Origin of the sequence: Billgrantia lactosivorans (genome assembly GCF_003254665.1) — a bacterium.
GTDB lineage: Bacteria > Pseudomonadota > Gammaproteobacteria > Pseudomonadales > Halomonadaceae > Halomonas > Halomonas lactosivorans.
In genome coordinates, this window is record NZ_QHGY01000009.1 from 92,896 (window position 1) to 115,071 (window position 22,176).

General features: G+C 68.7%; 21 protein-coding genes. 12 read left to right on the forward strand and 9 right to left on the reverse strand.

Annotation, left to right across the window (positions count from 1 at the left end):
- The first annotated feature begins 229 nt into the window (after positions 1 to 229).
- On the forward strand, positions 230 to 1,309 hold the full coding sequence (locus DIS04_RS16150; RefSeq protein ID WP_111414815.1) for an NAD(P)-dependent alcohol dehydrogenase: 1,080 nt from the start codon (positions 230 to 232) through the stop codon (positions 1,307 to 1,309).
- Positions 1,310 to 1,356: 47 nt separating this feature from the next.
- Here the strand turns inward: DIS04_RS16150 and DIS04_RS16155 are convergent, their stop codons facing one another.
- Positions 1,357 to 2,517, reverse strand: coding sequence for a GGDEF domain-containing protein (locus DIS04_RS16155; RefSeq protein ID WP_111414816.1), 1,161 nt, complete (start codon positions 2,515 to 2,517; stop codon positions 1,357 to 1,359).
- Positions 2,518 to 2,935: 418 nt separating this feature from the next.
- On the opposite strand from DIS04_RS16155, the gene DIS04_RS16160 reads away from it, so the two are divergent.
- The 4 genes from DIS04_RS16160 to DIS04_RS16175 all read left to right on the forward strand — a co-directional run bounded on the left by DIS04_RS16160 (position 2,936) and on the right by DIS04_RS16175 (position 7,002).
- On the forward strand, positions 2,936 to 4,051 hold the full coding sequence (locus tag DIS04_RS16160) for a substrate-binding domain-containing protein (RefSeq protein ID WP_111414817.1): 1,116 nt from the start codon (positions 2,936 to 2,938) through the stop codon (positions 4,049 to 4,051).
- Positions 4,052 to 4,149: 98 nt separating this feature from the next.
- Positions 4,150 to 5,319, forward strand: coding sequence for an ABC transporter ATP-binding protein (locus tag DIS04_RS16165; RefSeq protein ID WP_111414818.1), 1,170 nt, complete (start codon positions 4,150 to 4,152; stop codon positions 5,317 to 5,319).
- Positions 5,312 to 6,199 carry an ABC transporter permease gene (locus tag DIS04_RS16170; RefSeq protein WP_111414819.1) on the forward strand — a complete coding sequence of 296 codons (888 nt, stop codon included), beginning with the start codon at positions 5,312 to 5,314 and terminating at the stop codon, positions 6,197 to 6,199. Before DIS04_RS16165 ends, DIS04_RS16170 begins: the two co-directional genes overlap by 8 nt.
- Entirely contained in the window at positions 6,196 to 7,002 is an 807-nt protein-coding gene (locus DIS04_RS16175) for an ABC transporter permease (RefSeq protein WP_111414820.1), read from the forward strand. Before DIS04_RS16170 ends, DIS04_RS16175 begins: the two co-directional genes overlap by 4 nt.
- Here the strand turns inward: DIS04_RS16175 and DIS04_RS16180 are convergent.
- The 3 genes from DIS04_RS16180 to DIS04_RS16190 are packed head-to-tail and all read right to left on the reverse strand — an operon-like array spanning position 6,999 to position 9,408.
- Entirely contained in the window at positions 6,999 to 8,363 is a 1,365-nt protein-coding gene (locus DIS04_RS16180; RefSeq protein ID WP_111414821.1) for an ATP-binding protein, read from the reverse strand. The genes DIS04_RS16175 and DIS04_RS16180 overlap by 4 nt on opposite strands.
- Positions 8,360 to 9,031 (reverse strand): response regulator transcription factor, encoded by a 672-nt coding sequence (locus DIS04_RS16185; RefSeq protein ID WP_111414822.1) that lies wholly within the window; start codon positions 9,029 to 9,031, stop codon positions 8,360 to 8,362. Before DIS04_RS16185 ends, DIS04_RS16180 begins: the two co-directional genes overlap by 4 nt.
- Positions 9,028 to 9,408, reverse strand: a complete 381-nt coding sequence (locus tag DIS04_RS16190) for a PepSY domain-containing protein (RefSeq protein WP_111414823.1) — start codon at positions 9,406 to 9,408, stop codon at positions 9,028 to 9,030. The genes DIS04_RS16185 and DIS04_RS16190 overlap by 4 nt, the downstream gene beginning before the upstream one ends.
- Before the next feature lie 130 nt (positions 9,409 to 9,538).
- Between DIS04_RS16190 and DIS04_RS16195 the strand changes: the two genes are divergently transcribed.
- Positions 9,539 to 10,012, forward strand: a complete 474-nt coding sequence (locus DIS04_RS16195; RefSeq protein ID WP_111414824.1) for a PepSY domain-containing protein — start codon at positions 9,539 to 9,541, stop codon at positions 10,010 to 10,012.
- Positions 10,013 to 10,030: 18 nt separating this feature from the next.
- On the opposite strand, the gene DIS04_RS16200 is transcribed toward DIS04_RS16195, so the two are convergent.
- The 5 genes from DIS04_RS16200 to DIS04_RS16220 form a co-directional block, all read right to left on the reverse strand.
- Positions 10,031 to 11,440, reverse strand: coding sequence for an ATP-binding protein (locus DIS04_RS16200; RefSeq protein WP_111414825.1), 1,410 nt, complete (start codon positions 11,438 to 11,440; stop codon positions 10,031 to 10,033).
- Complete coding sequence (locus DIS04_RS16205) at positions 11,437 to 12,108, reverse strand: response regulator transcription factor (protein WP_111414826.1); 672 nt, start codon at positions 12,106 to 12,108, stop codon at positions 11,437 to 11,439. The genes DIS04_RS16200 and DIS04_RS16205 overlap by 4 nt, the downstream gene beginning before the upstream one ends.
- On the reverse strand, positions 12,083 to 13,264 hold the full coding sequence (locus tag DIS04_RS16210) for a glycosyltransferase family 9 protein (protein ID WP_111414827.1): 1,182 nt from the start codon (positions 13,262 to 13,264) through the stop codon (positions 12,083 to 12,085). Before DIS04_RS16210 ends, DIS04_RS16205 begins: the two co-directional genes overlap by 26 nt.
- Before the next feature lie 73 nt (positions 13,265 to 13,337).
- Positions 13,338 to 13,859: a cytochrome b gene (locus tag DIS04_RS16215; RefSeq protein ID WP_111414828.1), complete on the reverse strand. Its 522-nt coding sequence runs from the start codon at positions 13,857 to 13,859 to the stop codon at positions 13,338 to 13,340.
- Between the two features lie 98 nt (positions 13,860 to 13,957).
- Complete coding sequence (locus DIS04_RS16220) at positions 13,958 to 14,863, reverse strand: LysR family transcriptional regulator (protein ID WP_111414829.1); 906 nt, start codon at positions 14,861 to 14,863, stop codon at positions 13,958 to 13,960.
- 173 nt (positions 14,864 to 15,036) lie between these two features.
- Here DIS04_RS16220 and DIS04_RS16225 point away from each other — a divergent pair, with 173 nt between their 5' ends.
- From DIS04_RS16225 to DIS04_RS16250, 6 genes are all read left to right on the forward strand, one after another.
- Positions 15,037 to 16,548 carry a CoA-acylating methylmalonate-semialdehyde dehydrogenase gene (locus DIS04_RS16225; RefSeq protein WP_111414830.1) on the forward strand — a complete coding sequence of 504 codons (1,512 nt, stop codon included), beginning with the start codon at positions 15,037 to 15,039 and terminating at the stop codon, positions 16,546 to 16,548.
- 19 nt (positions 16,549 to 16,567) lie between these two features.
- A complete protein-coding gene (locus tag DIS04_RS16230; protein ID WP_111414831.1) occupies positions 16,568 to 18,220 on the forward strand; it encodes a GMC family oxidoreductase in 1,653 nt (550 codons plus the stop codon).
- Between the two features lie 202 nt (positions 18,221 to 18,422).
- Entirely contained in the window at positions 18,423 to 18,629 is a 207-nt protein-coding gene (locus DIS04_RS16235) for a cold-shock protein (RefSeq protein ID WP_010629501.1), read from the forward strand.
- A gap of 201 nt (positions 18,630 to 18,830) precedes the next feature.
- Positions 18,831 to 20,600 carry an SLC13 family permease gene (locus tag DIS04_RS16240; protein ID WP_111414832.1) on the forward strand — a complete coding sequence of 590 codons (1,770 nt, stop codon included), beginning with the start codon at positions 18,831 to 18,833 and terminating at the stop codon, positions 20,598 to 20,600.
- Positions 20,601 to 20,704: 104 nt separating this feature from the next.
- A complete protein-coding gene (locus tag DIS04_RS16245) occupies positions 20,705 to 21,370 on the forward strand; it encodes an alpha/beta hydrolase (RefSeq protein ID WP_111414833.1) in 666 nt (221 codons plus the stop codon).
- A gap of 5 nt (positions 21,371 to 21,375) precedes the next feature.
- Positions 21,376 to 22,176 (forward strand): prenyltransferase (locus DIS04_RS16250; protein ID WP_111414834.1); only part of this gene is annotated, 801 nt, incomplete at its 3' end.

A 22,176-nucleotide genomic window follows, 5' to 3' on the forward strand; every position in this document is an offset into this window, starting at 1 on the left:
GTTCGTCTGGGTCAATCGTCAGTCTGGCACTTTCCTGTCGTGCGAGCGGCGCTGGAATCGACCCTCGGCTGGTCGGAGGCAGCCTTGCAGTGAGGTGTGGGTAGAGTCGGGCGGGGAGTGACGCCGCGGGCTACCTTGATCTGCATCAAGGCGACGCGGCCAGCCGTGACGGATAGTTGCCCTACGCCATCCTCCTTGCCAACGCGCAGACGACACAGGAAGCCACGCCATGCCTGCCATGATGAAAGCCGCGATCTTCGTCGAGCCGGGGCGCATCGAGATCGACGACAAGCCGATCCCGGACATCGGCCCCAACGACGCCCTGATCCGCGTGACCACCACCACCATCTGCGGCACCGACGTGCACATCCTCAAGGGCGAGTACCCGGTCGAGCGCGGGCTGACGATCGGCCACGAGCCGGTCGGCGTGATCGAGAAGCTGGGCGCCAACGTGCAGGGCTATCGCGAGGGCCAGCGGGTCATCGCCGGCGCCATCTGCCCGAGTTTCACCTCCTACGCCTGCCAGGACGGCTGCAGCGCCCAGGACGGTGGCCACCACGCCCACGGCTACAAGCCGATGGGCGGCTGGCGCTTCGGCAACACCATCGACGGCGCCCAGGCCGAATACCTGCGGGTGCCCGACGCCCAGGCCAACCTGGCGCAGGTGCCCGACGGCCTGACCGACGAGCAGGTGCTGATGTGTCCCGACATCATGTCGACCGGCTTTGCCGGTGCCGAGTCCGCCGGTATCAAGATCGGCGACAGCGTGGCGGTGTTCGCCCAGGGGCCCATCGGCCTGTGCGCCACGGCCGGTGCCAGGCTGCGCGGCGCCGGGCTGGTCATCGCCGTGGACGGCGTCGACGAACGCCTGGCCATGGCGCGGCAGATGGGCGCGGACGTCATCCTCGACTTCCGCAAGGTCGACGTGGTCGAGGAGATCCTGCGTCTGACCGGCGGGCGCGGCGTGGACGCCTCCATCGAGGCGCTGGGGCTGCAGTCCACCTTCGAGGCGGCGCTGCGGGTGATCAAGCCGGGCGGCACCCTGTCGAGCCTGGGGGTCTACTCCGGCGACCTGACGATCCCGCTCGGGGCGTTCTGCGCCGGGCTGGGCGACCACAAGATCGTCACCTCGCTGTGCCCCGGCGGCAAGGAGCGCATGCGCCGCCTGATGCAGGTGATCGAGACCGGGCGGCTGGATCTCGGCCCCATGGTCACGCATCGCTACGCGCTGGAGAACATCGTCGAAGCGTACGACCTCTTCTCGCACCAGCGCGACGGCGTGCTGAAAGTGGCGATAAGGGCGGGCTGACCCAGCGGGCGAACCGGTCGGCAGGGGATGTCTTGCCGACCGGTTCGTCATGACTCGAGTTCCGCCAGGCAGTAACCATCCTTTTCCGCCGTTTTGACCCGGTACATGGCCATGTCGGCGCGATGGATGATGTCGTCGACGCTCATGCCCGGATAGGGGAACAGGCATACGCCGATACTGGCCCGAAGGGAGAGCGGGGCGGGTACGTCAGGTAACGGCGTTCGGAGGTTCAGCAGCAGCTTTGTCGCCAGGTGGTGAATATCCCGCTCGGAGCTGAGATCGCGGGCGAGCACGAAGAACTCATCACCACCGATCCTCGCCACGGTATCCGTCTGGCGCACGCTGTGCTTGAGGCGGCGGGCGACCTGGACAAGCAGATGGTCTCCCATCTTGTGTCCGAGCTGGTCGTTGACGTTCTTGAACCCGTCCAGATCGATGAACAGGCCACCCTGCAGCTTGCGCTGCCGCTGGCTGGCTGCCAAGGCTTGCTGAATGCGGTCGTAGAGCAGTTCGCGATTGGGCAGCCCTGTCAGCGGATCGTGCAACGAACGCTCATGGTGAAAGCGCCGTTCTTTCTCGAGCTCCCGCTCTCGCAGGTAGAGCCGGCGTCCCTGGCGTTCTACCAGATACCCCGTGGTACCGCCGATGAGATTGGCCGATATGATGAACACGTTATGGCTGAAAAGAATGTGTGCCGGATAGTCCAGCAGGAGGCCGAAGATCAGGTTGTAACTCGCCAACAGCAGCGCATCGAGGCCCAGGGCATAGGGAAAGCGAACCCCGATGAAGTTATAGGTGTAAAAGGTCACCATCACCATGGCGGGGTAATAGTAGGGGGTGTTTTCGAGAGGAACCTGCGATTGGATGGCGATCAGGCCGAATCCGGCCGCCGCGCAAACAGCCGTAAGCCACCACTGCGCAAGGCGCTGGAAAGCTGAAGTGAAACTGACGGCCAACACCAGGCTTGGCACCATCAAGGCGGTGAGACGCGACTGCCAAACGCCCCAACTGGCCTCTGGCGGGACATACCAGGTATCCAGAAGGCCGCACAGCAGATAGACGAGCATGCCGACAACGATTGCAGTGCGACCCTGGTGCAGGGTACGAGGCAGGGTGTCACGCCGATAGGCGTGTTCCAGCAATGGGTCGCCGAAGCGCAGACTGAAGCGCCTCAGTGTACTCGATGTACTATTCGCGATAGCCGTCATGGGGGCTCTTGGGATAGCTGTGCAGCAGGCCGATGCTTGGCGGGATGGCAGTACTGCCCTTGCCTGCACGCGCTTTTTATATGATTGCGGAGGCTATCAGCAAGCTTCAGCTACGACCAACGGTGAGCTTCGGTGGTGCTCGTCTCTGCATACTTCGGGGAAAGCTAGCATGGGAGCCGACCTGCGCCCGGCATTGAGCATTGGCGAGAAGCGGGCATTGACGATAGGAGGAGTTTACGAGAGGCGAACGTTGAAACGGCTTACGGACATTTCGCGAACGACTGCTACTCTTTGTTACACAGGGATTGAACGGTCATTCAATGGTCATCCCTTCGTCATGGAGTCGCGCGATAAGGGTCGGGGGCCAGGTCCCGCTGGCCCCTGTCACCTTGTGCAGGACCCTCATGGAGAACCCCTCATGTCGTTCACACGTCGCCGTTTCCTCAAGGGCACCCTGGCTGCCGGTGCGGCCGCCAGCGTGCCGTCGTTCTACATCAACAAGGTACTGGCCCAGGAGCAGACCCTGCGCATCTATGCCTGGGCCGGCTACTTCACCGACGAGATGCTGGCCGACTTCAGCGAGAAGACCGGCATTCGCGCGACTTTCACCCCCTACGGCACCAACGACGAGCTGATGAACTCGCTGCGCGCCACCGACGGCACCGGCTTCGACGTGATCATGCCCACCGTGGACCGGGTGCCGGGCTACCTGGACTACGACCTGGTGCAGCCGCTCGACGAATCGCGTATCAACTGGTCCGGCGCGCTCGACAGCGCCATCGAGGGCTCCGAGGTGGGCGGCGTGGTCGACGGCAAGCGCTACTTCGCCCCCAGCGACTGGGGCACCGAGGCGATCACCTGGAACCGTCGCGACGCCAAGGTCGACCGCGCCAACCTCAGCTACGCCGACCTGTGGAACCCCGAGCACGACCAGGGTGTGACGGTACGCGGGCACTCGGCGCTGGTGGGCATCGGCCTGTGGCTCGAGCGCGAGGGACGGCTGCCGCATCCGCTGCTCGACTCCTACAAGAGCGAGGAGGCCATGCGCGCCAACTTCGACGTCATCCTCGAGGAAGCGATCAAGCACAAGCACATGCTGGTGCAGTTCTGGGAGACCGAGAACGACGCCCAGGCGGCCTTCCGTACCAACGGCGCCATCATCGGCCAGACCTGGGACTCCACCGCCTTCCGCCTGCAGCAGGAGGGCGAGGACATCGCCTACGGTGCACCGAAGGAGGGGGCGCTGGCGTGGATGGAGGGCTTCGTGATCCCCAAGAACGCGCAGAACCCGGACGCCGTCTACGAGCTGATCAACTGGTACTACACGCCGGAGGCGGGCGCCCTGTTCGTCAAGGCGACCGGCTATAACTCCACCTCCAAGGGCGCTACCGAACTGCTGCCCGACGAGACGCGCCAGTTCTTCACCGACTCCTACACCGAGGAGGACCTGGCCAATCTGTGGTGGTGGCCGATCCAGGAGCCGTGGTACGTGGCGCTGCGCAACGAATACCAGGATCGCTACCTATCGGCATGAATCGACGGATGAAGAGGTAAGAGGGAAGAGGGGCGCGCAGCGCCGCTCTTCCCGCTTCGTTTTAGCCGCATAGCGGCGATCCTGCGTATGAGGTTTTGATGGACGGTAGCGTCAGACTGGACGAGGTGGTGATGCGCTTCGGCGACTTCACCGCCATCGAGAAGACCTCGCTTGCGATAGGCTCGGGCGAATTCTTCAGCTTTCTCGGCCCCTCGGGCTGCGGCAAGACCACCCTGCTCAATATCGTCAGTGGATTCATCACGCCCAGCGAGGGTCAGGTGTTCATCGGCGGCGAGCCCATGGCCGGCGTGCCGGTGAACCGTCGCCCCACGGCGATGATCTTCCAGAACCTGGCGCTGTTTCCCTTGATGACGGTATTCGAGAACATCGAGTTCGGCCTCGAAGTGCGCGGGGTCGACAAGCGCCAGCGTCGCGAGGTGTCCGAACGGCTGCTGGCGCTGGTGGCGCTGGAGGGCAGCGGGCCGAAAAGGGTGACCGAGCTCTCGGGCGGGCAGAAGCAGCGCGTGGCCATCGCCCGGGCGCTGGCGGTGGAACCCCGCGTGCTGCTGCTCGACGAGCCGCTTTCGGCATTGGACCTCAAGCTGCGCCAGCACATGCGCGCCGAGCTCAAGGCGATCCAGCGCAAGACCGGCATCACCTTCATCTATATCACCCACGACCAGGGCGAGGCGCTGACCATGTCCGACCGGGTCGCGGTGATGTCGGCGGGGCGCATCCAGCAGGTCGCCGACCCCATGACCCTCTACCGCGAGCCGGCCACCGGCTTCGTCGCCGCCTTCGTCGGCGAGAACAATCGCCTCGAGGCGCGGGTGATCGACCGCGAGGGTGAGCGGGTGCGCCTCGATGGCGGTGCCCTGGGCGAGCTGGCCGGTCGGGCCGGACCCGGCGTGCGCCTGGCCAACGGCGAGGCCGCGGCGCTCTACGTGCGCCCCGAGCACCTGCGCCCGGTGGCGGCAGGGGCCGCGGGTCCCCGTTTCGACACCGAGATCGAGGCGGTGCACTTCGAGGGCGCCTGGGTGATGCTCGAGACGCGCCTGGCGGCCACGGGCGAGAAGCTGCGCGTGCAGCTCGGCCACGAAGTCTCGCGCGGCCAGGCCGAGGCGCTCGCCGCGGGCCAGCGCATGACCTTTGCCTACGACCCCGGCGACGCCGTGGTACTGCCCGACGACGGCAGCCCGGTGGTGGACGAGGAGACCGGCGAAGTGGTGGAGAGCGACCGCGCACAGGCCGGAGGCGCTCATGTTTAGGCAGCTGCAGGTGCGCTTCGGCGGGCCGCTGGCGATGGCCATCGTCACCCTGCTGGGGATCTGGCTGATCGTGATGGTGACCCTGCCGCAGCTGCAGATGATCGAGTATTCGCTCAAGCCGAACCTGCTGCCGGCCCAGATCGGCGGGCCCGAGGACCGACTGACCCTGGCCAACTACGCCACCCTGTTCAACAACGACATCCATCGGGCGATCTTTCTCAAGACCCTCTGGTCGAGCGTGCTGGTCACGCTGCTGACGCTCGCGGTGAGCTACCCGCTGGCCTGGTACCTGGCCAAGGTCGCCACCCCGCGCCAGGCGGCGCTGTGCATCCTGCTGCTGATCGTGCCGTTCTGGATCAACGAGATCCTGCGCACCTACTCCTGGTTCATCATCCTGGCGTTTCGCGGCCCGCTCAACGAGGTGCTGATGATGCTGGGGCTGATCGAGCGGCCGATCCGCTTCCTCAGCGGCAACGGCGGGGTGATGGTGGGCATGGTCTATGCCTACATCCTGTTCATGGTGTTCCCGCTCTACAACGCCATCGAGAGCCTCGACGACAACCAGGTGCGCGCCGCCCGCGACCTGGGTGCCGGCACCCTGCGCACCCATCGGCGTATCGTCATTCCCCACGCCAAGCCGGGCATCGCCACCGGCTGCATCATGACCTTCATGCTCGCCGCCGGCAGCTACGCGGTGCCGGCGCTGCTCGGCTCGCCGGGCAGCCGCTGGTTCACCCAGATCATCTACAACTGGTTCTTCGAGGGCGGCAACTGGAACCAGGGCGCGGCCTACGCCTTCCTGCTGCTGGTGCTGTGCATCGGCTTCATGTCGCTGGTCATGAAAGTGTTCAAAGTGGGCTTGGGGGACATCGGGAGATGAGTTCGCAACGCTTCCTGGCCTTTGGCCTGCGCTTCTACGTGGTGGTCTTCTTCGCCTACCTGTTCCTGCCGCTACTGATCATGGCGGCGGCCACCTTCAACGACAGCCGCTTTCCCACCGTGACCCCGTGGGACGGCACCACCCTGCGCTGGTTCGGCGAGCTGGCGGCGGACGGCGGCATGTGGCAGGCGCTCGGCAACAGCCTGGTCGTGGCGGCGGGCGTGCTGGTCGTCGCCGTGCCCATCGGCATTGCCACGGCGCTGTTCCTCAACACCGTGTCGAGCCGCGCCAAGCCGTTCCTCTACGCGCTGATCCTCTCGCCGCTGCTCACCCCCGGGGTGATCATCGGCATCTCGACGCTGATCTTCTGGCGCCAGTTCGGCGTCAGCGGCGGCATCTTCCTCACCGTGCTGGGCCAGGCGACCTTCATCGCCGCCTACGTCATGCTGATGGTCACCGCGCGGCTGCAGCGCTTCGACCGCACCCTCGAGCGCGCGGCACTGGACCTCGGCGCCAGCCCCTGGCAGGCGTTCCGCCGCATCCTGCTGCCCTACCTCAAGCCGGCGCTCTACTCGGCGGCGGTGATCGCCTTCCTGCAGTCCTTCGAGAACTACAACACCACGCTGTTCGTGGTCGGCTACGACACCACCCTGACGGTCTACATCGCCTCCAAGGTGCGCACCGGGCTGACCCCGGCGGTCAACGCCCTGGGGCTGATCCTGATCCTCATCACCGTGGCAGTCGCCGTGGTCTACGAACTGAAGCGGCGGCGGGAGGCGGCGCGAGTCGTCGAGGGAGTCTAGCCCGGCGCTGCCGGGGGCTCGGCCAGTGGCCGGGCCGGCAGCCATACCCGGGCGGAAAGACCGCCGAGGGGAGAGGCGTCGAGCGCCAGCCGGCCGCCGTGCAGGGTTGCCAGGTCGGCGACGATGGCCAGCCCCAGGCCGCTGCCGGAGCGCTGCTCGTCCAGGCGTGCGCCGCGACCCATGGCGGCCTGGCGCTGGGCCTCGTTCATGCCGGGGCCGTCGTCTTCCACGCACAGCCACAAGCCGTCGCCGGCGGCGTTGCCCGTGAACCTGACCCGGCCGTCGGCCCAGCGCAGGGCGTTGTCCAGCAGGTTACCGATGAGCTCCTGAAGGTCCTGGGGCGCCATGCGCACGCGCAGCCCGTCCGCCAGGCTGTGCTCGAGCTGCACGCCGCGGCGACCGGCGAGGCGCCCCAGGCCGTCGAGGATGGGGGCGAGTGTCTCGGTCACGGCGATCCGGGGAGCCAGGCCGACGTCCCCCGCCGCGGTGGCGCGCGCCAGGTGGTGGCGCACGGCGGTGTCGATGCGGGCGAGCTCGTCGCGAATCCGGCTGCGGCGCGGCTCCTCGATGCCATCGGCCAGGGTGGTCAGCACGCTCACCGGTGTCTTCAGCGCGTGCGCCAGGTTCCCGGCGGCGTGGCGGGCATGCTCCATCAGCCGCCGGTCGCGGGCCAGCACCGCGTTCACCGCCCCGGCCAGGCGCGCCAGCTCGGCGGGCAGGCGGGTGTCGAGGCGTTCGGCGTCGCCGTTCTCCACCTGTGCCAGGTTGCCCTGCATGCGCCGCAGCGGCGCCAGTCCCCAGCGCACCTGCAGCGCCAGCATCGCCAGCACCAGCAGGCCGAGGCCGGCGAGCGACAGTGCCACCAACCGGGCGAAGCGCGCCAGCTCCTGGTCCAACGGCTCGCGGGGCACCGCCACGCTGACGTGCAGCGGCGACTCGAGCGGGGCCAGCCGGATATCGCGTTCGACGACCCGCAGCGGTGTCCCGCGGGGGCCCGCGACGTCGTGCCGGGCGACCTCGGGGGCTTCCCGTACCGGCAGGCGCTGGTCCCACAGCGAGCGCGAGGTGAGCGCCCGCTCGCCGCCATCGCTCACCTGCCAGTACCAGCCCGAGTAGACCTGTTCGAAGCGCGGATCGCCGAGGTCGCGCTCCTGGACCAGTTGCTGCGCCACGTCGTCCCAGGCGACACCGGCGATCACCACGTTGAGCAGCGCCTCCAGCTGGCGGTCGAAGGCGGCGGTGGCGGTGGTGCGAAAATGCTGGGCGAGGCCGAGCCCGGCCAGCGGCAGGGTAAGCGCCAGCATCAGCAGGGTGGCCAGTATCAGTCGGCTGGCCAGCGACAGTCGATGCAGTCGCTTCATGAGGCCTCGGCGCTGCCGCTGAGGCGGTAACCCTGGCCGCGGCGGGTCTCGATGCGTTCGGCGCCCAGCTTGCGCCTCAGGCGGCTGATCTGGACGTCGATGACGTTGGAGTCGGGTTCGTGGTCGCGATCGTAGACGTGCTCGGCCAGTTCGCTGCGGCTGACCACCCGCGGGGCGGCGTGGGCCAGGTAGGCGAGCAGGCGCGACTCCTGGGCGGTGAGGCTCACCGGGCGACCGGCCAGGGTGACGCTGCCGGTATGGGTGTCGAAGGCCAGCTCGCCGATGCGCAGCACCGGATGGGCGTGACCGTGGCTGCGGCGCACCAGGGCGCGCAGGCGGAACAGCACCTCGGCGGTCTCGAACGGCTTGGTGACGTAGTCGTCGGCGCCGGCGGAGAAGCCGGTGGCCTTGTCGGCCCAGCGGGTACGCGCGGTCAGCACCAGCACCGGCAATTCGATGGCGTCCTCGCGCCACTCGGCGAGCCAGCGGCTGCCGTCGCCGTCGGGCAGCCCGAGGTCGAGGATCGCGGCGTCGTACACCTCGGTGCGCACCAGGAAATCGGCCTGGCCGCCGCTGCCGGCTCGCTCGACCAGCACGCCGGCCTCGTGCAGCGCCTCCGCCAGCACCGTGGCCAGCGCGTCGTCGTCCTCTACCAGCAGCACCTTCATCGCGCCTTCCCCTCGCGCCGCATGCCGTCGATGTCGACGCCCTCCATGCCGATCAACTCGCCGCTTTCGGCGTCGAACTCGAACTCCACCACCTGGCCCCGGGGGCCGAGCATCTCCACCTCGTAGATCGTCCGGCCGTCGTCGCGCTCCAGCTCGACTTCGAGCACCTGCCCCTCGTAGCGTGCCTCGAGCCAGTCGAGGATCTGCGGCAGCGCGACCAGTCGGCCGCTGCGCACGGCCTCGTGCAGGTCGTGCCAGTGCCTGTCGGCGAACGCCGGGGCGGCGGCCAGCAGCGACAGCCACAGGACCGCCAGGACGCGGCGGGCGAAGGCGCGGCGCGACAGGCGAGTGCGAGGGAACGGGAGTGAAGGCTTCATGAAGCAAGAGTGCCGGGCCCGACATGAATACAGCATGAACGGGCCTGTCAGCATGGGGCAAGGTGGCCGGTGCTAAAACCTGATCTGTGTCGAGAAACGCGACACCGTCAAAGCCACTGAGGACTCACCCATGAAACGCAAGACACTCGCAGCCGGCTCGCTGGCCACCCTGATGCTCGCCGCCGCCTCGGTACAGGCCTCCGACGCTCGCCTGGCGACGGAGCGCCTCGACGAGGTGCTGGAGCAGGTCACGGGCTTCGGCTTCCAGCACATCCAGGAGATCGAGGCCAAGGGGCGCGACAGCGTCGAGGTCGAGGGCTGGCTCGACGACGAATGGCAGGCCGAGGTGCGCCTGTCGCTGGAGAGCGGAGAATCCCTCGAAGAGGAGCGCAAGCGCCGTGACGGCGGGGCCTGGGGCATGAGCGAAGAGGACGTCCGCATGGCCATGGAAGCCGCCGTGGCCGAAGGCCTGGCCGAGTTCGACGAGCTCCAGGTCGACCGCGACGGCCGCATCGAGATCGAGGGGCGAGACGCCGACGGCCGCGAGATCGAGGTGCGCAGCCAGCAGGGCGAGAGCGGGGTGACCGACGTGGAGCGCGACTGATCTTCCCCGCTGGGCAGCCTAGCGCTCGGGGCTGCTGTTCCGGGGCTGTGACACGGCCTCCCGCGGCAGAGTCGCCAGGGCCCGCAGCCCACCCCCGGGCGCCTCCTGTAGCTGCAGCTGCCCGCCATGACGGGCCAGCAGGCGCTCGACGATGGACAGGCCCAGGCCGGCGCCGGCGCCCGGGCCGGCACGATGGAAGCGCTCGGTCACGCGCTGGCGCTCGGCGGCGGGTATGCCGGGCCCCTGGTCGTCCACGCGCAGGGTCAGCAGGCTGTCATCCGCCTCGAGCGCGACCGTGACGAGGCCGCCATCGGGGGAGTGGTTCAGCGCATTGCCCACCAGGTTCTGCACCAGGGTCTCGATGGCGCCGGGCTCGACTCGCAGGCACCAGTCGAGGCTGGCGTCGGCCTCGAGAGCCAGCGCCTGGTCGCGCTCGGCGGCGAGGGGGGCCAGCTTGGCCAGCGCCTCGCGCAGTTCGAGCAGCAGGTCGGCCTCGCGCAGCGCGGGCCGGGCCTCCTCCGGGTCCAGGCGGGCGAGTGTCAGCAGCTGCGCCACCAGGCGGGTGGCCCGTGCCACGCCGGATCGCAGCTCATCGAGCGCTTCGCGACGATCCTCGGCGCTCTCCGCGGCGAGGGCATTCTGGGCATGCAGGTCGAGCACCGCCAGTGGCGTGCGCAGCTCGTGGGCGGCGTCGGCGATGAAGCGCTTCTCGCGCACCCGCAGCTCGCGGATCCGCTCGAGCAGGCGGTTCAGCGCGCCGACGATGGTGGCCAACTCACGCGGCAGCGGCTGCAGTGCCAGCGGCTGCAGGTTGTACGGGTCGCGGTGACGGATCGCCTCGGCCAGGCGCGACAGCGGGCGCAGCCCCCAGCCGGTGGCCCACCACAGCAGCAGCGCCAGCAGCGGCAGGCCGACCAGGTCGGGCAGCAGGGTGCGCAGGGCCACGGCGCGGGTCAGTTCGCCGCGCACGTCGCTGCGTTCAGCGACCATGACCCGGCGCGTCGCATCGGCCACATCGAGCACGTAGATGCGCCAGTCGTCCCCGGCCACCCGGTTGTCGGTGTAGCCCGGCGGGTGATCGGTGAACGGTTGCTCCGGGGCACTGGCGGAGCGCAGCAGCAGGCGCTCCCCCTCCCACAGCTGGAAGGCCAGCTTGCTCTCGTAGCGGTGTCCGGCGAGGCGCTTGTCCGACTGCTCGGCGCGCAGCAGTGCGCTCTCGAGGCTCTCGAGCAGGGCCTCGCGCTGTGCGCTCGGCAGCGGTGACTGGGCCAGCCCCTCCAGCAGGCGGGCATTCTGCGCCAGGCTGGCGTCGTAGAGCTCCTCGATCTCGTGGGCGGCGTAGCGATAGCTGACCAGGCCGATCGCCAGCATGCTGATGGCGAACACCAGCAGGACCAGGCCCAGGGTGCGGCGGCGGATCGAGGTCATGGGGCGCCGGCCTCATCCAGCACGTAGCCGATTCCCCGTACCGTGCGGATCAGGCCGGGGAACAGCTTGCGGCGCAGGTGGTGGACATGGACCTCGATGGCGTTGCTCTCGACGTCCGCTTCCCAGCCATAGACCAGCCGGGTCAGGGTATCGCGGGTGAAGACGCGCCCCGGATGGCTCATGAACTCGTGCAGCAGGGTGAACTCGCGACGCGATAGCGCCACCGGCCGGCCGCGGTAGCTGACACCGAGGGTGGAGGGATCGAGGCGGATGTCGCGACACGCCAGCACGGGGCTCGCCTGGCCCTGGCTGCGGCGCAGCAGCGCGCGCAGGCGCGCCTTGAGCTCGGCCACCTCGAAGGGCTTCACCAGATAATCGTCGGCGCCGGCATCCAGGCCGGCGATACGGTCGTCGACGGCATCGCGGGCGGTGAGCACCAGCACCGGCACCCGATTGCCGCGTCGGCGAGCGCTCTGCAGTACCCGCATGCCGTCGAGCCCGGGCAGCCCCAGGTCGAGAATCACGGCATCGAACGGTTCGTCGCCGTGCAGCGCGTTCAGGGCCGCGGTACCGTCGGCCAGGTGGTCGACGGTGTAGTGCTCGGGCTTGAGGGCCAGGCGGATGCCCGAGGCCAGGCTCGGGTCATCCTCCACCAGCAGGATGCGCATGCAGGCGATCTCGTCTTCGGTCGTCGTGGCCCGGGTGTGCCGGGGCTGCATGCCCATGCGCTTCGCGGCGCGGCTGCGGCGCGGGTCGCGCGGCTTCCTGGCGATGCGACACATGCTCGGCCACCGTCTCAGGGTCTGGTTGGAAAAGTACCAGATCCGCGGGGCCCTCGGGAGCGAATCTGCGTGACCCGGGCACGTTGAGCAGGGCCATCACGGGCACCGCCAGGGCGGCGGCCATGTGCATGGGGCCGGTGTCCGGCGTGACCAGCTGCGGCAACTGGGCCAGCACGGCCGCGAACTCGCGCAGCGGCAGGGGCGGCAGGAGGCGGCCGTGTACGCCGCAGGTGGATGCCAGGGCGGGAAGGTGACGTGCCTCCTCTGGCCCCAGCAGCACCACATAGGGCTGCTGGCGTGCCTCGAGCGCGCGCAGCAGTGCCTGCCAGAAGCGAAGGGGCAGGCGCTTGTCGAGATGGCCGCCAACGAAGATGCCGACGGCGGTGGGCGGCAGCGACAGCCTCGCCAGCAGCGCCAGCGCGGCGTCATGCTCCTGCCGCGACAGCACCAGCCAGGGGCGCGGCTCGCAGGCCAGGCCCAGGGGCGCCGCCAGGCTGCTGGCCAGCGCATGGGCGTGAGCCGGGGCAGGCTCCGCCACCCAGTCATAGGTGCCTTCCAGCCGGCCAGGTTGGCCAAGCGTCTGGCGGGCCCCGCAGAGCTGGGTGAACGCCCAGCCGGTCAGGGACCCTTCGCCCAGTTGGATGGCGAGGTCGTACTCACGCCGCCGCAGCTCGCCGAGCAGGCTGAACAGGCGCCAGGGGCCGAGCAGCATGGAGCGGCTCAGGCCGTGGTAGTTGGCGAGCGGCATGCCGGAGAAGAGGGCGCGGGTGGTGTCCGTGCCCAGGTAGTCGATCTCGAGGCCCGGGCGATCCCGGGCCAGGGCCTGGATGAAGCGGGCCCCGATGACAGCATTGCCGAGTCGAAAGTTGGGGCGTACCAAGAGCACTCGCTGCACGCCCTCCAGGACGTTCGGGGTGACGGCCTTGGCTTGACGATGACGCAGGCTGAGGGCGCGGTAGCACCAGGCCTTGGCGCTTCTTTCCAGGCGCTTTCCCAGCTTGCGCATGGCCGGGTGACGGCGAATCGAAGTCAGCAGGAACATGCAGGCGCTCCTTGATGGGATGACGCCTGCACTTTCCCCGCGCTGTCTTATCGCAGCCTTAAGCGATCGCCACTCAGGCCATGCGCTTTAGGCTTCGCTCACCCAGCCACCACTGGTGGGCGAAGGCGGCGACGACATGCCCGCCGATCATCAGCCACATCAGGTTGGCGAGCACCTCGTGGGTCTCCTCGAAGGCCTCCTCGAGCCACTCGATCTCGGCACCTGTCGGGATCAGCGGAAGGCCGAAGAAGGCGACGCCGTGGCCGCTGCCCCAGGCGGCGAGCACGCCGCTCACCGGAATCGCCAGCAGGAGCAGGTAGAGCGCCAGGTGGCCGAGGCGGGCGGCGCGGCGCCAGTGTGCCGGTGGCGCCACACGGCCGTGGTTGTGCCAGCGCCAGGCCAGGCGGAAGACGAGTAGCACGAGCAGCGCCACCCCGAGGCTCTTGTGCAGGCCAATCAGGTTGCCCTTGCCGAGATCCTCGAGCGCTTCCATCCACCAGTCGCTGGCAAGCAGGAACAGCACCAGCACGGCCATGGACCAGTGCAGCGCGCGGGAGACGAGGCCATAGCGGTTTTCGGTATCGAGCCAGTTCATCGGGTCACTCCTTGGAGGGGTACGTGACCGTTTTACCCGGCGTTGCCTTGCGGGAGCCTTAAGGCTTCGTTCATGTCGCGTTCATGCGGTGCCAGCGCTCAGCGCTGGCCGCCCCAGACGCTCTCCAGCACCTCCAGCGCGGCGGCGATGGCCGGTTCCTCGCTGCGCTCGCGCCGCCACACGAAGCACAGCGCGCAGGGCAGGCGCAGCCCCTCGACCACCGTCAGGCCGCGCTCCTGGCGCTCGGCCATGGCCAGGGCGTCGCGCGCCAGGCTCAGGCCCACGCCGGCGCGCACCAGGTCGAGCATGCACGCCTCCTGGTCGACCTGGGCCACGCCGTGGGGCGTCACCCCGAGCGGGTCGAGCGCGCCGTGCAGCAGCCGGTGGTGCGCCGACAGGGTTGGCGTGACGATCCAGGGCAGGGCGGCGAGTCTCGTCCAGTCGGCATTGGCCACGCGGCTGCCCCAGCCGGGAGGCGCGACCACGTGATAGTGGAAGTGGGTCAGCTCGCGATGGGCGATCTCGGGCGCCTCCGGCCCTGGGCCCTCGCCGGGCGGGGCGAGGAAGAAGCCGGCGTCGAGTTCGTCGCGGCGTATCCACTCCAGCACGCTGCCGCTCATGCCGTGCTGCAGCTCGGTCTCGAGCTGCGGAGCGCGCTCCACCAGGCGGTGCAGGAAGGCACCCAGGCGGATGAACTCCGGGTCGACGATGGTGCCGATACGCAGCCGGCCGTGCAGCGTGCTGTGCAGGGCGAGGGCGCTCTGCTCGAAGGCGGCCATGGCGGCCAGTGCCCGCTCCGCCGCGGGCAGCAGGGCGTGGCCGTCGTCCGTCAGTGCCAGGCCCTGGGGGCGGCGACGGAACAGCGTCAGCCCCAGCGCCTCCTGCAGGTGCTTGAGCTTGAGGCTGACGGCGGGCTGGGTCAGGTGCAGCCGTTCGGCGGCGCGGGAGACACTGCCTTCACGGGCCACGGTGACGAAGGCGCGCAGGGTGGGGAGATCGTGCATGGCTGGGGCTGCCTAGGGATATAAGGTTAGCTTATATCCCGCTTTTGGATTTCTCAATTGATCATGGCGTACGAATCGGTAGGCTTGATGGTCAAAGTACCGCCTGTGCTGAATGCAAGCCGCGCCCGCCGCGCCAGTCAGCGACACCAGCCAACGACAAGACGAGAGAGCCCATGACGCAGAACACGATCACCCATTATATCGACGGACAAATGACGGCCGACGAGTCGGGCCGCCACCAGGACGTCTACAACCCGGCCACCGGCCAGGTCTCCGGCCAGGTGGCGCTGGCCTCCCGCGCCGACGTGGCGACCGCCGTGGCCGCGGCCAAGGCCGCCTTCCCGGCCTGGGCCGACACGCCGCCGATCCGCCGCGCGCGGGTGCTGTTCAAGTTCCTCGAGCTGCTCAACACCCACAAGGACGAGCTGGCCCGCGCCATCACCCTGGAGCACGGCAAGGTCTTCACCGACGCCCAGGGCGAAGTGGCCCGCGGCATCGACATCGTCGAGTTCGCCTGCGGCATCCCGCAGTTGCTCAAGGGCGACTACACCGAGCAGGTGAGCGGCGGCATCGACAACTGGACCGTGCGCCAGCCGCTCGGCGTGGTGGCCGGCATCACGCCGTTCAACTTCCCGGCCATGGTGCCGATGTGGATGTTCCCGGTGGCCATCGCCGCCGGCAATACCTTCATCCTCAAGCCCAGCCCCACCGACCCCAGCGCCTCGTTGCTGATCGCCGAGCTGCTCAAGCGGGCCGGGTTGCCCGACGGCGTGTTCAACGTGGTGCAGGGCGACAAGGAATCGGTCGAGGCGCTGATCGAGCACCCCGACGTGCAGGCGCTGTCGTTCGTCGGCTCCACGCCCATCGCCAACCTGATCTACGAGAACGGCGCGCGCCACGGCAAGCGCGTGCAGGCCCTGGGCGGGGCCAAGAATCACATGGTCGTGATGCCCGATGCCGACCTCGACAAGGCCGTCGACGCCCTGATCGGCGCCGCCTACGGCAGCGCCGGCGAGCGCTGCATGGCGATCAGCGTGGCGGTGCTGGTGGGCGACGTGGGCGACAGGATCGTCCCTCGCCTGGCCGAGCGCGCCAGGGCGCTGAAGGTCAAGAACGGCCTCGAGCTCGACGCCGAGATGGGCCCCATCGTCACCGCCCAGGCCCACCAGCGCATCACCGGCTACATCGACAAGGGCGTGGCCGAGGGCGCCGAGCTGGTGGTCGACGGCCGCGAGTTCGATGCCGGCACGACAGGCGATGGCTGCGGCGAGGGCTTCTGGATGGGCGGCTCGCTGTTCGACCACGTCACCCCGGAGATGACCATCTACAAGGAGGAGATCTTCGGCCCGGTGCTGGCCTGCGTGCGGGTGCCGGACATCGCCACCGCCATCCAGCTGATCAACGACCACGAGTTCGGCAACGGCGTGAGCTGCTTCACCGAGAGCGGCAGCGTGGCCCGAGAGTTCGGCCGCCGCATCCAGGTCGGCATGGTCGGCATCAACGTGCCGATCCCGGTGCCCATGGCGTGGCACGGCTTCGGCGGCTGGAAGCGCTCGCTGTTCGGCGACACCCACGCCTACGGCGAGGAGGGCGTGCGCTTCTACACCAAGCAGAAGTCGATCATGCAGCGCTGGTCCGACTCGATCAACGCGGGCGCCGAGTTCGCCATGCCGACCCATAAGTGAGCCGGTCGGGAGAGTCCCCATGGCAGAGCAGGAATTCGACTACATCGTGGTGGGCGCCGGCACCGCCGGCTGCCTGCTGGCCAACCGCCTCAGCGCCGACCCGGCCAACCGGGTGCTGCTGATCGAGGCGGGCGGGCGCGACAACTACCACTGGGTGCACATCCCGGTGGGCTACCTCTACTGCATCAACAACCCGCGCACCGACTGGTGCTTCAAGACCGAGCCCGACGAGGGGCTCAACGGGCGCTCGCTGATCTACCCGCGTGGCAAGACCCTGGGCGGCTGCTCCAGCATCAACGGCATGCTCTACCTGCGCGGCCAGGCCCGCGACTACGACGGCTGGGCCGAGCAGGTGGGTGACGACGCCTGGCGCTGGGAGAACTGCCTGCCGGACTTCATGAAGCACGAGGACCACTACCGCCTCGATGAGGGTGGCGACGCCGATGCCGCCCACCGCGACTATCACGGTCACGGCGGCGAATGGCGCATCGAGAAGCAGCGCCTCAAGTGGGAGGTGCTCGACGATTTCGCCGACGCCGCGGTCCAGGCGGGCATTCCCCGCACCCGCGACTTCAACCGCGGTGACAACGAGGGCGTCGATTACTTCGAGGTCAACCAGCGCGACGGCTGGCGCTGGAACGCGGCCAAGGCCTTCCTGCGCCCGGTGTGCGAGAAGCGCAGCAACTTCACCCTGTGGCACTCCACCCAGGTGCATCGCCTGCTGTTCGAGGAAGGCAGCGGCGGCAAGCCTCGCGCCAGTGGGGTCGAGCTCGAACGTGACGGTGCCGTTAGCCAGGTCAGGGCCAGGCGCGAGGTGATCCTGGCCGCCGGCGCCATCGGCTCGCCGCAGCTGCTGCAGCTCTCCGGCATCGGCCCGGCGGGGCTGCTCGCCGAGCACGACATCCCGCTGGTGCACGAGCTGCCCGGCGTCGGCGAGAACCTGCAGGACCACCTGCAGATCCGCTCGGTGTACAAGGTCACCGGCGCCAAGACGCTCAACACCCTGGCCGCCTCGTGGCTGGGCAAGGCGGCCATCGGCATCGAGTACCTGCTGCGGCGCACCGGGCCGATGAGCATGGCCCCTTCGCAGCTGTGCATCTTCACCCGCAGCAGCGACGAGTACACGCATCCCAACATCGAGTACCACGTCCAGCCGCTGAGCCTGGAGGCCTTCGGCCAGCCGCTGCACGACTACCCGGCGATCACCGCCAGCGTGTGCAACCTCAACCCCACCAGCCGCGGCAGCGTGCGCATCAAGAGCCGCGACCCGCGCCAGGCCCCGGCCATCGCGCCCAACTACCTCAGCACCGCGGAGGATCGCAAGGTGGCGGCGGACTCGCTACGGGTCACCCGGCGCATCGCCGAGCAGCCGGCCTTCGCCAAGTACCGGCCGGAGGAAGTCAAGCCCGGGCCCCAGTACCAGAGCGACGACGAGCTGGCACGGCTGGCCGGCGACATCGGTACCACCATCTTCCATCCGGTGGGCACGGCCAAGATGGGGCGCGACGACGACCCCATGGCGGTAGTGGACTCGCGCCTGCGGGTGCACGGGGTCGACGGGCTGCGGGTGGTGGATGCCAGCATCATGCCGACCATCACCAGCGGCAACACCAACTCGCCGACGCTGATGATCGCCGAGAAGGCGGCGGGGTGGATTCTCGGAGGACGGTAAGATTTCCGTCATCGATGCAAAATAGTATTTGACGTGCGTGCGCGAACAGCGCAAGATGCGTGCAGTTGGTTGGCAAGTCGAACATCGCAAGTGGTCATCGCAACGCTCATCGCGTCGATTTCCCGGTGAAAAGTTTCTTGTTTTACCCACTGCAACTCGGGTATTTCCCGGAAAAATCAATGCTGTTAGAGGAATTGCGATAATGGCTACCGGTACTGTCAAGTGGTTCAACGACACCAAGGGCTTCGGCTTCATCTCTCCGGACGACAACGGCGACGACCTGTTCGCGCACTTCTCCGAGATCCAGGCTGACGGCTTCAAGACCCTCCAGGACGGCCAGAAGGTTTCCTTCGACGTCACTCAGGGCAAGAAAGGCCTCCAGGCTTCCAACATCAAGGTCATCGGCTAAGCCTCGGCTTGCCATGAACTGATGTGCCACCCAGGTGGCAGAGAAGGCCCGCGAAAGCGGGCCTTTTTCGTTGTCGGCGTTGGGTCGGCGATCCCATCTTTATTCTTTTTGGTTATTTTTGGATTTCTAAAAATAACTTTTTAGAATAAGCTGCGGCAGTGCACAATAGCCCGACGTTCCCCTGTGCCCGGATTGTCTCCCATGCCGCTGGATGCCTGGCTCGCCTTCCTCGTCGTCCTCGCCGTCTTCCCGTTGATGGCGTTCTCCCGCCTCGGCCCCGACATCGTGCTGCTGGGGGCGGTCATCCTGCTGCTGACCCTCGGCGTGATCGACCCGGCCCAGGCGCTGGGCGGGTTCTCCAGCACCGGGCTGTTCACCGTGGCATTCATGTACGTGCTGGTGGCGAGCATCCGCGAGACCGGCGGCATCGACCTGATCATTCGCCACGTGCTGGGCCGGCCGCGCAGCGAGAGCGGGGCGCTGGCGCGGCTGATCCTGCCGGTGGCGGCCCTCAGCGGCTTTCTCAACAACACGCCGATCGTGGCGACCTACGTCCCCGCGGTGCTGAGCTGGAGCCGCCGCTTGCAGCTGCCGGCCCAGCGCCTGTTGATGCCGCTCAGCTTCGCCTCGATCCTCGGCGGCACCATCACCCTGTTCGGCACCAGCACCAACCTGGTGGTGCACGGCCTGCTGCTGGAGCGCCGGCCCGAGCTTGCCATGGGGCTGTTCGACATCGCCTGGGTGGGCGTGCCGGTGGCGGTGGCCGGTCTGCTCTACCTGCTGCTGGTGGGCTCCCGCCTGCTGCCACAGCGGCGAGACGCCGGCCAGGCCTTCGACAACCCGCGCGAATACACCATCGAGATGGAGGTCGACCCCGCGGGGCCGCTGGTGAATCGCACCGTGGAGGAGGCCGGCCTGCGGCATCTCCAGGAACTGTTCCTGGTCGAGATCGAGCGCGACGGCAACGTGGTCAGCGTGGTGGGGCCCGGCGAGCGCCTGAAGGGGGGCGACCGGCTGGTGTTCGCCGGCACCTCCGACGGCGCGGTGGAGCTGCAGCAGATCCGCGGCCTGGTGCCGTCGTACCACGGCGAATCCAGCCTCAAGAAGGAGTTCCGCGAGCGCCGCCTGGTGGAGGCCGTGGTGTCGGACCAGTGCCAGTTCGTCGGGCAGCGCATCCGCGACGGCCACTTCCGCACCCTCTACGGTGCCGCCGTGCTGGCGGTGTGCCGCGGCGGCGAGCGGGTGGCCGGCAACCTGGGCCAGGTACGCCTGCAGCCCGCCGATGTGCTGCTGCTGGAGGCGCGTCCCCCATTCATCGAGCGCCACCGCCAGTCCAGGGACTTTCTCCTGATCAGCCAGGTCAACGGCGCCGCGCGGCCCGCCCACGAGAAGGCGTGGATGGCCTGGAGCATCCTGGCGGGAGTGGTGCTGCTTGCCGCCTTCGGTGTGATGAGCCTGATGAACGCGGCCATGCTGGGCGCGGTGCTGGCGCTGGCCAGCGGCTGCTGCTCGGTGGGGGCGGCCAAGCGCGGGCTCGATACCCAGGTGCTGCTGACCATCGCCGCCTCCTTCGGCCTGGGGGCGGCGCTGGAGAGTTCAGGGGCGGCGGCGGCCCTGGCGGGGCTGGCGCTGGGCCTGGCCGACGGCAGCCCCTGGCTGCTGCTGATCGGGACCTACCTGCTGGTGGCGCTGCTCACCGAGCTCGTCACCAACAACGCCGCGGCGGTGATCACCTTTCCGGTGGTGGTGGCCAGCGCCGAGAGCCTCGGCGTCAGCCCGATGCCCTTCGTCGTGGCCGTGATGTTCGCCGCCTCGGCAAGCTTCCTCACCCCCATCGGCTACCAGACCAACCTGATGGTGCATGGCCCCGGCGGCTACCGCTTCTCGGATTTCCTGCGCGTGGGCGGGCCGCTCAACCTGCTGACGGCGGCGGTGGCGCTGCCGCTGATTCCGCTGGTGTGGCCGTTTTGAGCCAGTAGCGGGCATCGCCAGCGTCGCGGCAGCGAGGGTGGGCTCGCCGCGGACACGGCTTTGGGGTAGGGTGACGCTTTTCGATCACCACGGAAGAGCCCCCTATGAGCCATCCTGGCGAACTCATCATCGAGCCGAAGGGCGGCCGTCCGGCCGACGCCTGCGTCTTCATCCTGCACGGCCTGGGCGCCGACGGCCATGACTTCGAACCCCTGGTGCCGGCGCTGCCGCTGAAGGAGGGGCTCGGCGTGCGCTTCATCCTGCCGCATGCCCCGCGGCTGCCGGTGACCATCAACGGTGGCATGGTGATGCCGGCGTGGTACGACATCCACGAGATGAGCCTCGACCGGCGCGTCGACACGGCCCAGCTGGTCGCCTCCGCGTCGCGCATCCAGGAACTGGTGCAGGAGCAGATCGACCATGGCATCGACAGCCGGCGCATCATCCTCGCCGGCTTTTCCCAGGGCGGGGCGGTGGCCTACCAGGCAGCGCTCTCCTTCGCCGCCCCGCTGGGCGGACTGCTGGCCATGTCGACCTACTTCGCCACCGCCGAGACGATCGAGCTGGCCGAGGCCAACCGCGAACTGCCGATCGAGATTCACCACGGCTCCTTCGATCCGGTGGTGCCCGAGTCGCTGGGCAAGGCGGCCCACCAGCGCCTGCAGGCACTGGGCTATCCGGTCCACTACCGCAGCTACCCCATGGCCCATGCGGTCTGCCCCCAGCAGGTGAGCGACATCGCCGCCTGGCTGAACGCGCGACTGGGCTGACGCCGGTGCGCGACGCCGCGGCCGGGCCTTCGGTGGCGGGGGCGTGCCTGCGCAGCAGCCGGCCGAACTTCCTGATCCTGGCACCGCTCTGCGTGGGGCTGGCGATCACCGCGGCCGTGGCCGAGGGGTACCCGATCGTCGCCCCCGAGGCGCTGCTGGTGCTGCTCGGCGCCCTGCTGGCCCACGCCGCGGTCAACCTGTTCAACGAATACCACGACTTCCGCACCGGCCTCGATACGCTGACCGAGCGCACGCCGTTCTCGGGCGGCAGCGGTGCCTTGCCCGCACGGCCCGAGGCCGCCCGTGCCGTGCTCAACGCGGCCTGGGCCTGCCTGGCGGGCGTGACGCTGATCGGCGCCTGGTTCCTGTGGCGGGCGGGACCGGTCATGCTGGTCTACGGCCTGGCGGGGCTCGCCCTGGTGGTGGCCTACACCGCCTGGCTGACTCGTCGCCCCTGGCTCTGCCTGCTCGCCCCCGGGGCGGGATTCGGCCTGCTGATGGTGCTGGGGGCCCACCAGGCGTTGACCGGCACGCTGTCGGCCACGGTGGTGGCGGCCGCGCTGGTCCCCACGCTGCTGGCCAGCGCCCTGCTGTTGCTCAACCAGATACCCGACATCGATGCCGACCGCCGGGTGGGGCGCGACCACCTGGCGATCCGCCTGGGGCCGCGACGCGCCGGCCGGCTCGCCGCACTGCTGCTGGCGGGCGCCTTCGGCGTGGTGCCCGCGGCTTGGCTGGTCGGGGCGCTGCCCGCCGGCGCCTGGCTGATGTGGCTGGCGCTACCGGCCCTGGCCTGGCTGGTTCGC

What these genes read in the sequence shown, in the direction of transcription:
- DIS04_RS16150 (WP_111414815.1), top strand. Translation starts at nt 230, where the DNA reads ATGCCTGCCATGATGAAAGCCGCGATCTTCGTCGAGCCGGGGCGCATC.
- DIS04_RS16155 (WP_111414816.1), bottom strand. Translation starts at nt 2,517, where the DNA reads ATGACGGCTATCGCGAATAGTACATCGAGTACACTGAGGCGCTTCAGT.
- DIS04_RS16160 (WP_111414817.1), top strand. Translation starts at nt 2,936, where the DNA reads ATGTCGTTCACACGTCGCCGTTTCCTCAAGGGCACCCTGGCTGCCGGT.
- DIS04_RS16165 (WP_111414818.1), top strand. Translation starts at nt 4,150, where the DNA reads ATGGACGGTAGCGTCAGACTGGACGAGGTGGTGATGCGCTTCGGCGAC.
- DIS04_RS16170 (WP_111414819.1), top strand. Translation starts at nt 5,312, where the DNA reads ATGTTTAGGCAGCTGCAGGTGCGCTTCGGCGGGCCGCTGGCGATGGCC.
- DIS04_RS16175 (WP_111414820.1), top strand. Translation starts at nt 6,196, where the DNA reads ATGAGTTCGCAACGCTTCCTGGCCTTTGGCCTGCGCTTCTACGTGGTG.
- DIS04_RS16180 (WP_111414821.1), bottom strand. Translation starts at nt 8,363, where the DNA reads ATGAAGCGACTGCATCGACTGTCGCTGGCCAGCCGACTGATACTGGCC.
- DIS04_RS16185 (WP_111414822.1), bottom strand. Translation starts at nt 9,031, where the DNA reads ATGAAGGTGCTGCTGGTAGAGGACGACGACGCGCTGGCCACGGTGCTG.
- DIS04_RS16190 (WP_111414823.1), bottom strand. Translation starts at nt 9,408, where the DNA reads ATGAAGCCTTCACTCCCGTTCCCTCGCACTCGCCTGTCGCGCCGCGCC.
- DIS04_RS16195 (WP_111414824.1), top strand. Translation starts at nt 9,539, where the DNA reads ATGAAACGCAAGACACTCGCAGCCGGCTCGCTGGCCACCCTGATGCTC.
- DIS04_RS16200 (WP_111414825.1), bottom strand. Translation starts at nt 11,440, where the DNA reads ATGACCTCGATCCGCCGCCGCACCCTGGGCCTGGTCCTGCTGGTGTTC.
- DIS04_RS16205 (WP_111414826.1), bottom strand. Translation starts at nt 12,108, where the DNA reads ATGCGCATCCTGCTGGTGGAGGATGACCCGAGCCTGGCCTCGGGCATC.
- DIS04_RS16210 (WP_111414827.1), bottom strand. Translation starts at nt 13,264, where the DNA reads ATGTTCCTGCTGACTTCGATTCGCCGTCACCCGGCCATGCGCAAGCTG.
- DIS04_RS16215 (WP_111414828.1), bottom strand. Translation starts at nt 13,859, where the DNA reads ATGAACTGGCTCGATACCGAAAACCGCTATGGCCTCGTCTCCCGCGCG.
- DIS04_RS16220 (WP_111414829.1), bottom strand. Translation starts at nt 14,863, where the DNA reads ATGCACGATCTCCCCACCCTGCGCGCCTTCGTCACCGTGGCCCGTGAA.
- DIS04_RS16225 (WP_111414830.1), top strand. Translation starts at nt 15,037, where the DNA reads ATGACGCAGAACACGATCACCCATTATATCGACGGACAAATGACGGCC.
- DIS04_RS16230 (WP_111414831.1), top strand. Translation starts at nt 16,568, where the DNA reads ATGGCAGAGCAGGAATTCGACTACATCGTGGTGGGCGCCGGCACCGCC.
- DIS04_RS16235 (WP_010629501.1), top strand. Translation starts at nt 18,423, where the DNA reads ATGGCTACCGGTACTGTCAAGTGGTTCAACGACACCAAGGGCTTCGGC.
- DIS04_RS16240 (WP_111414832.1), top strand. Translation starts at nt 18,831, where the DNA reads ATGCCGCTGGATGCCTGGCTCGCCTTCCTCGTCGTCCTCGCCGTCTTC.
- DIS04_RS16245 (WP_111414833.1), top strand. Translation starts at nt 20,705, where the DNA reads ATGAGCCATCCTGGCGAACTCATCATCGAGCCGAAGGGCGGCCGTCCG.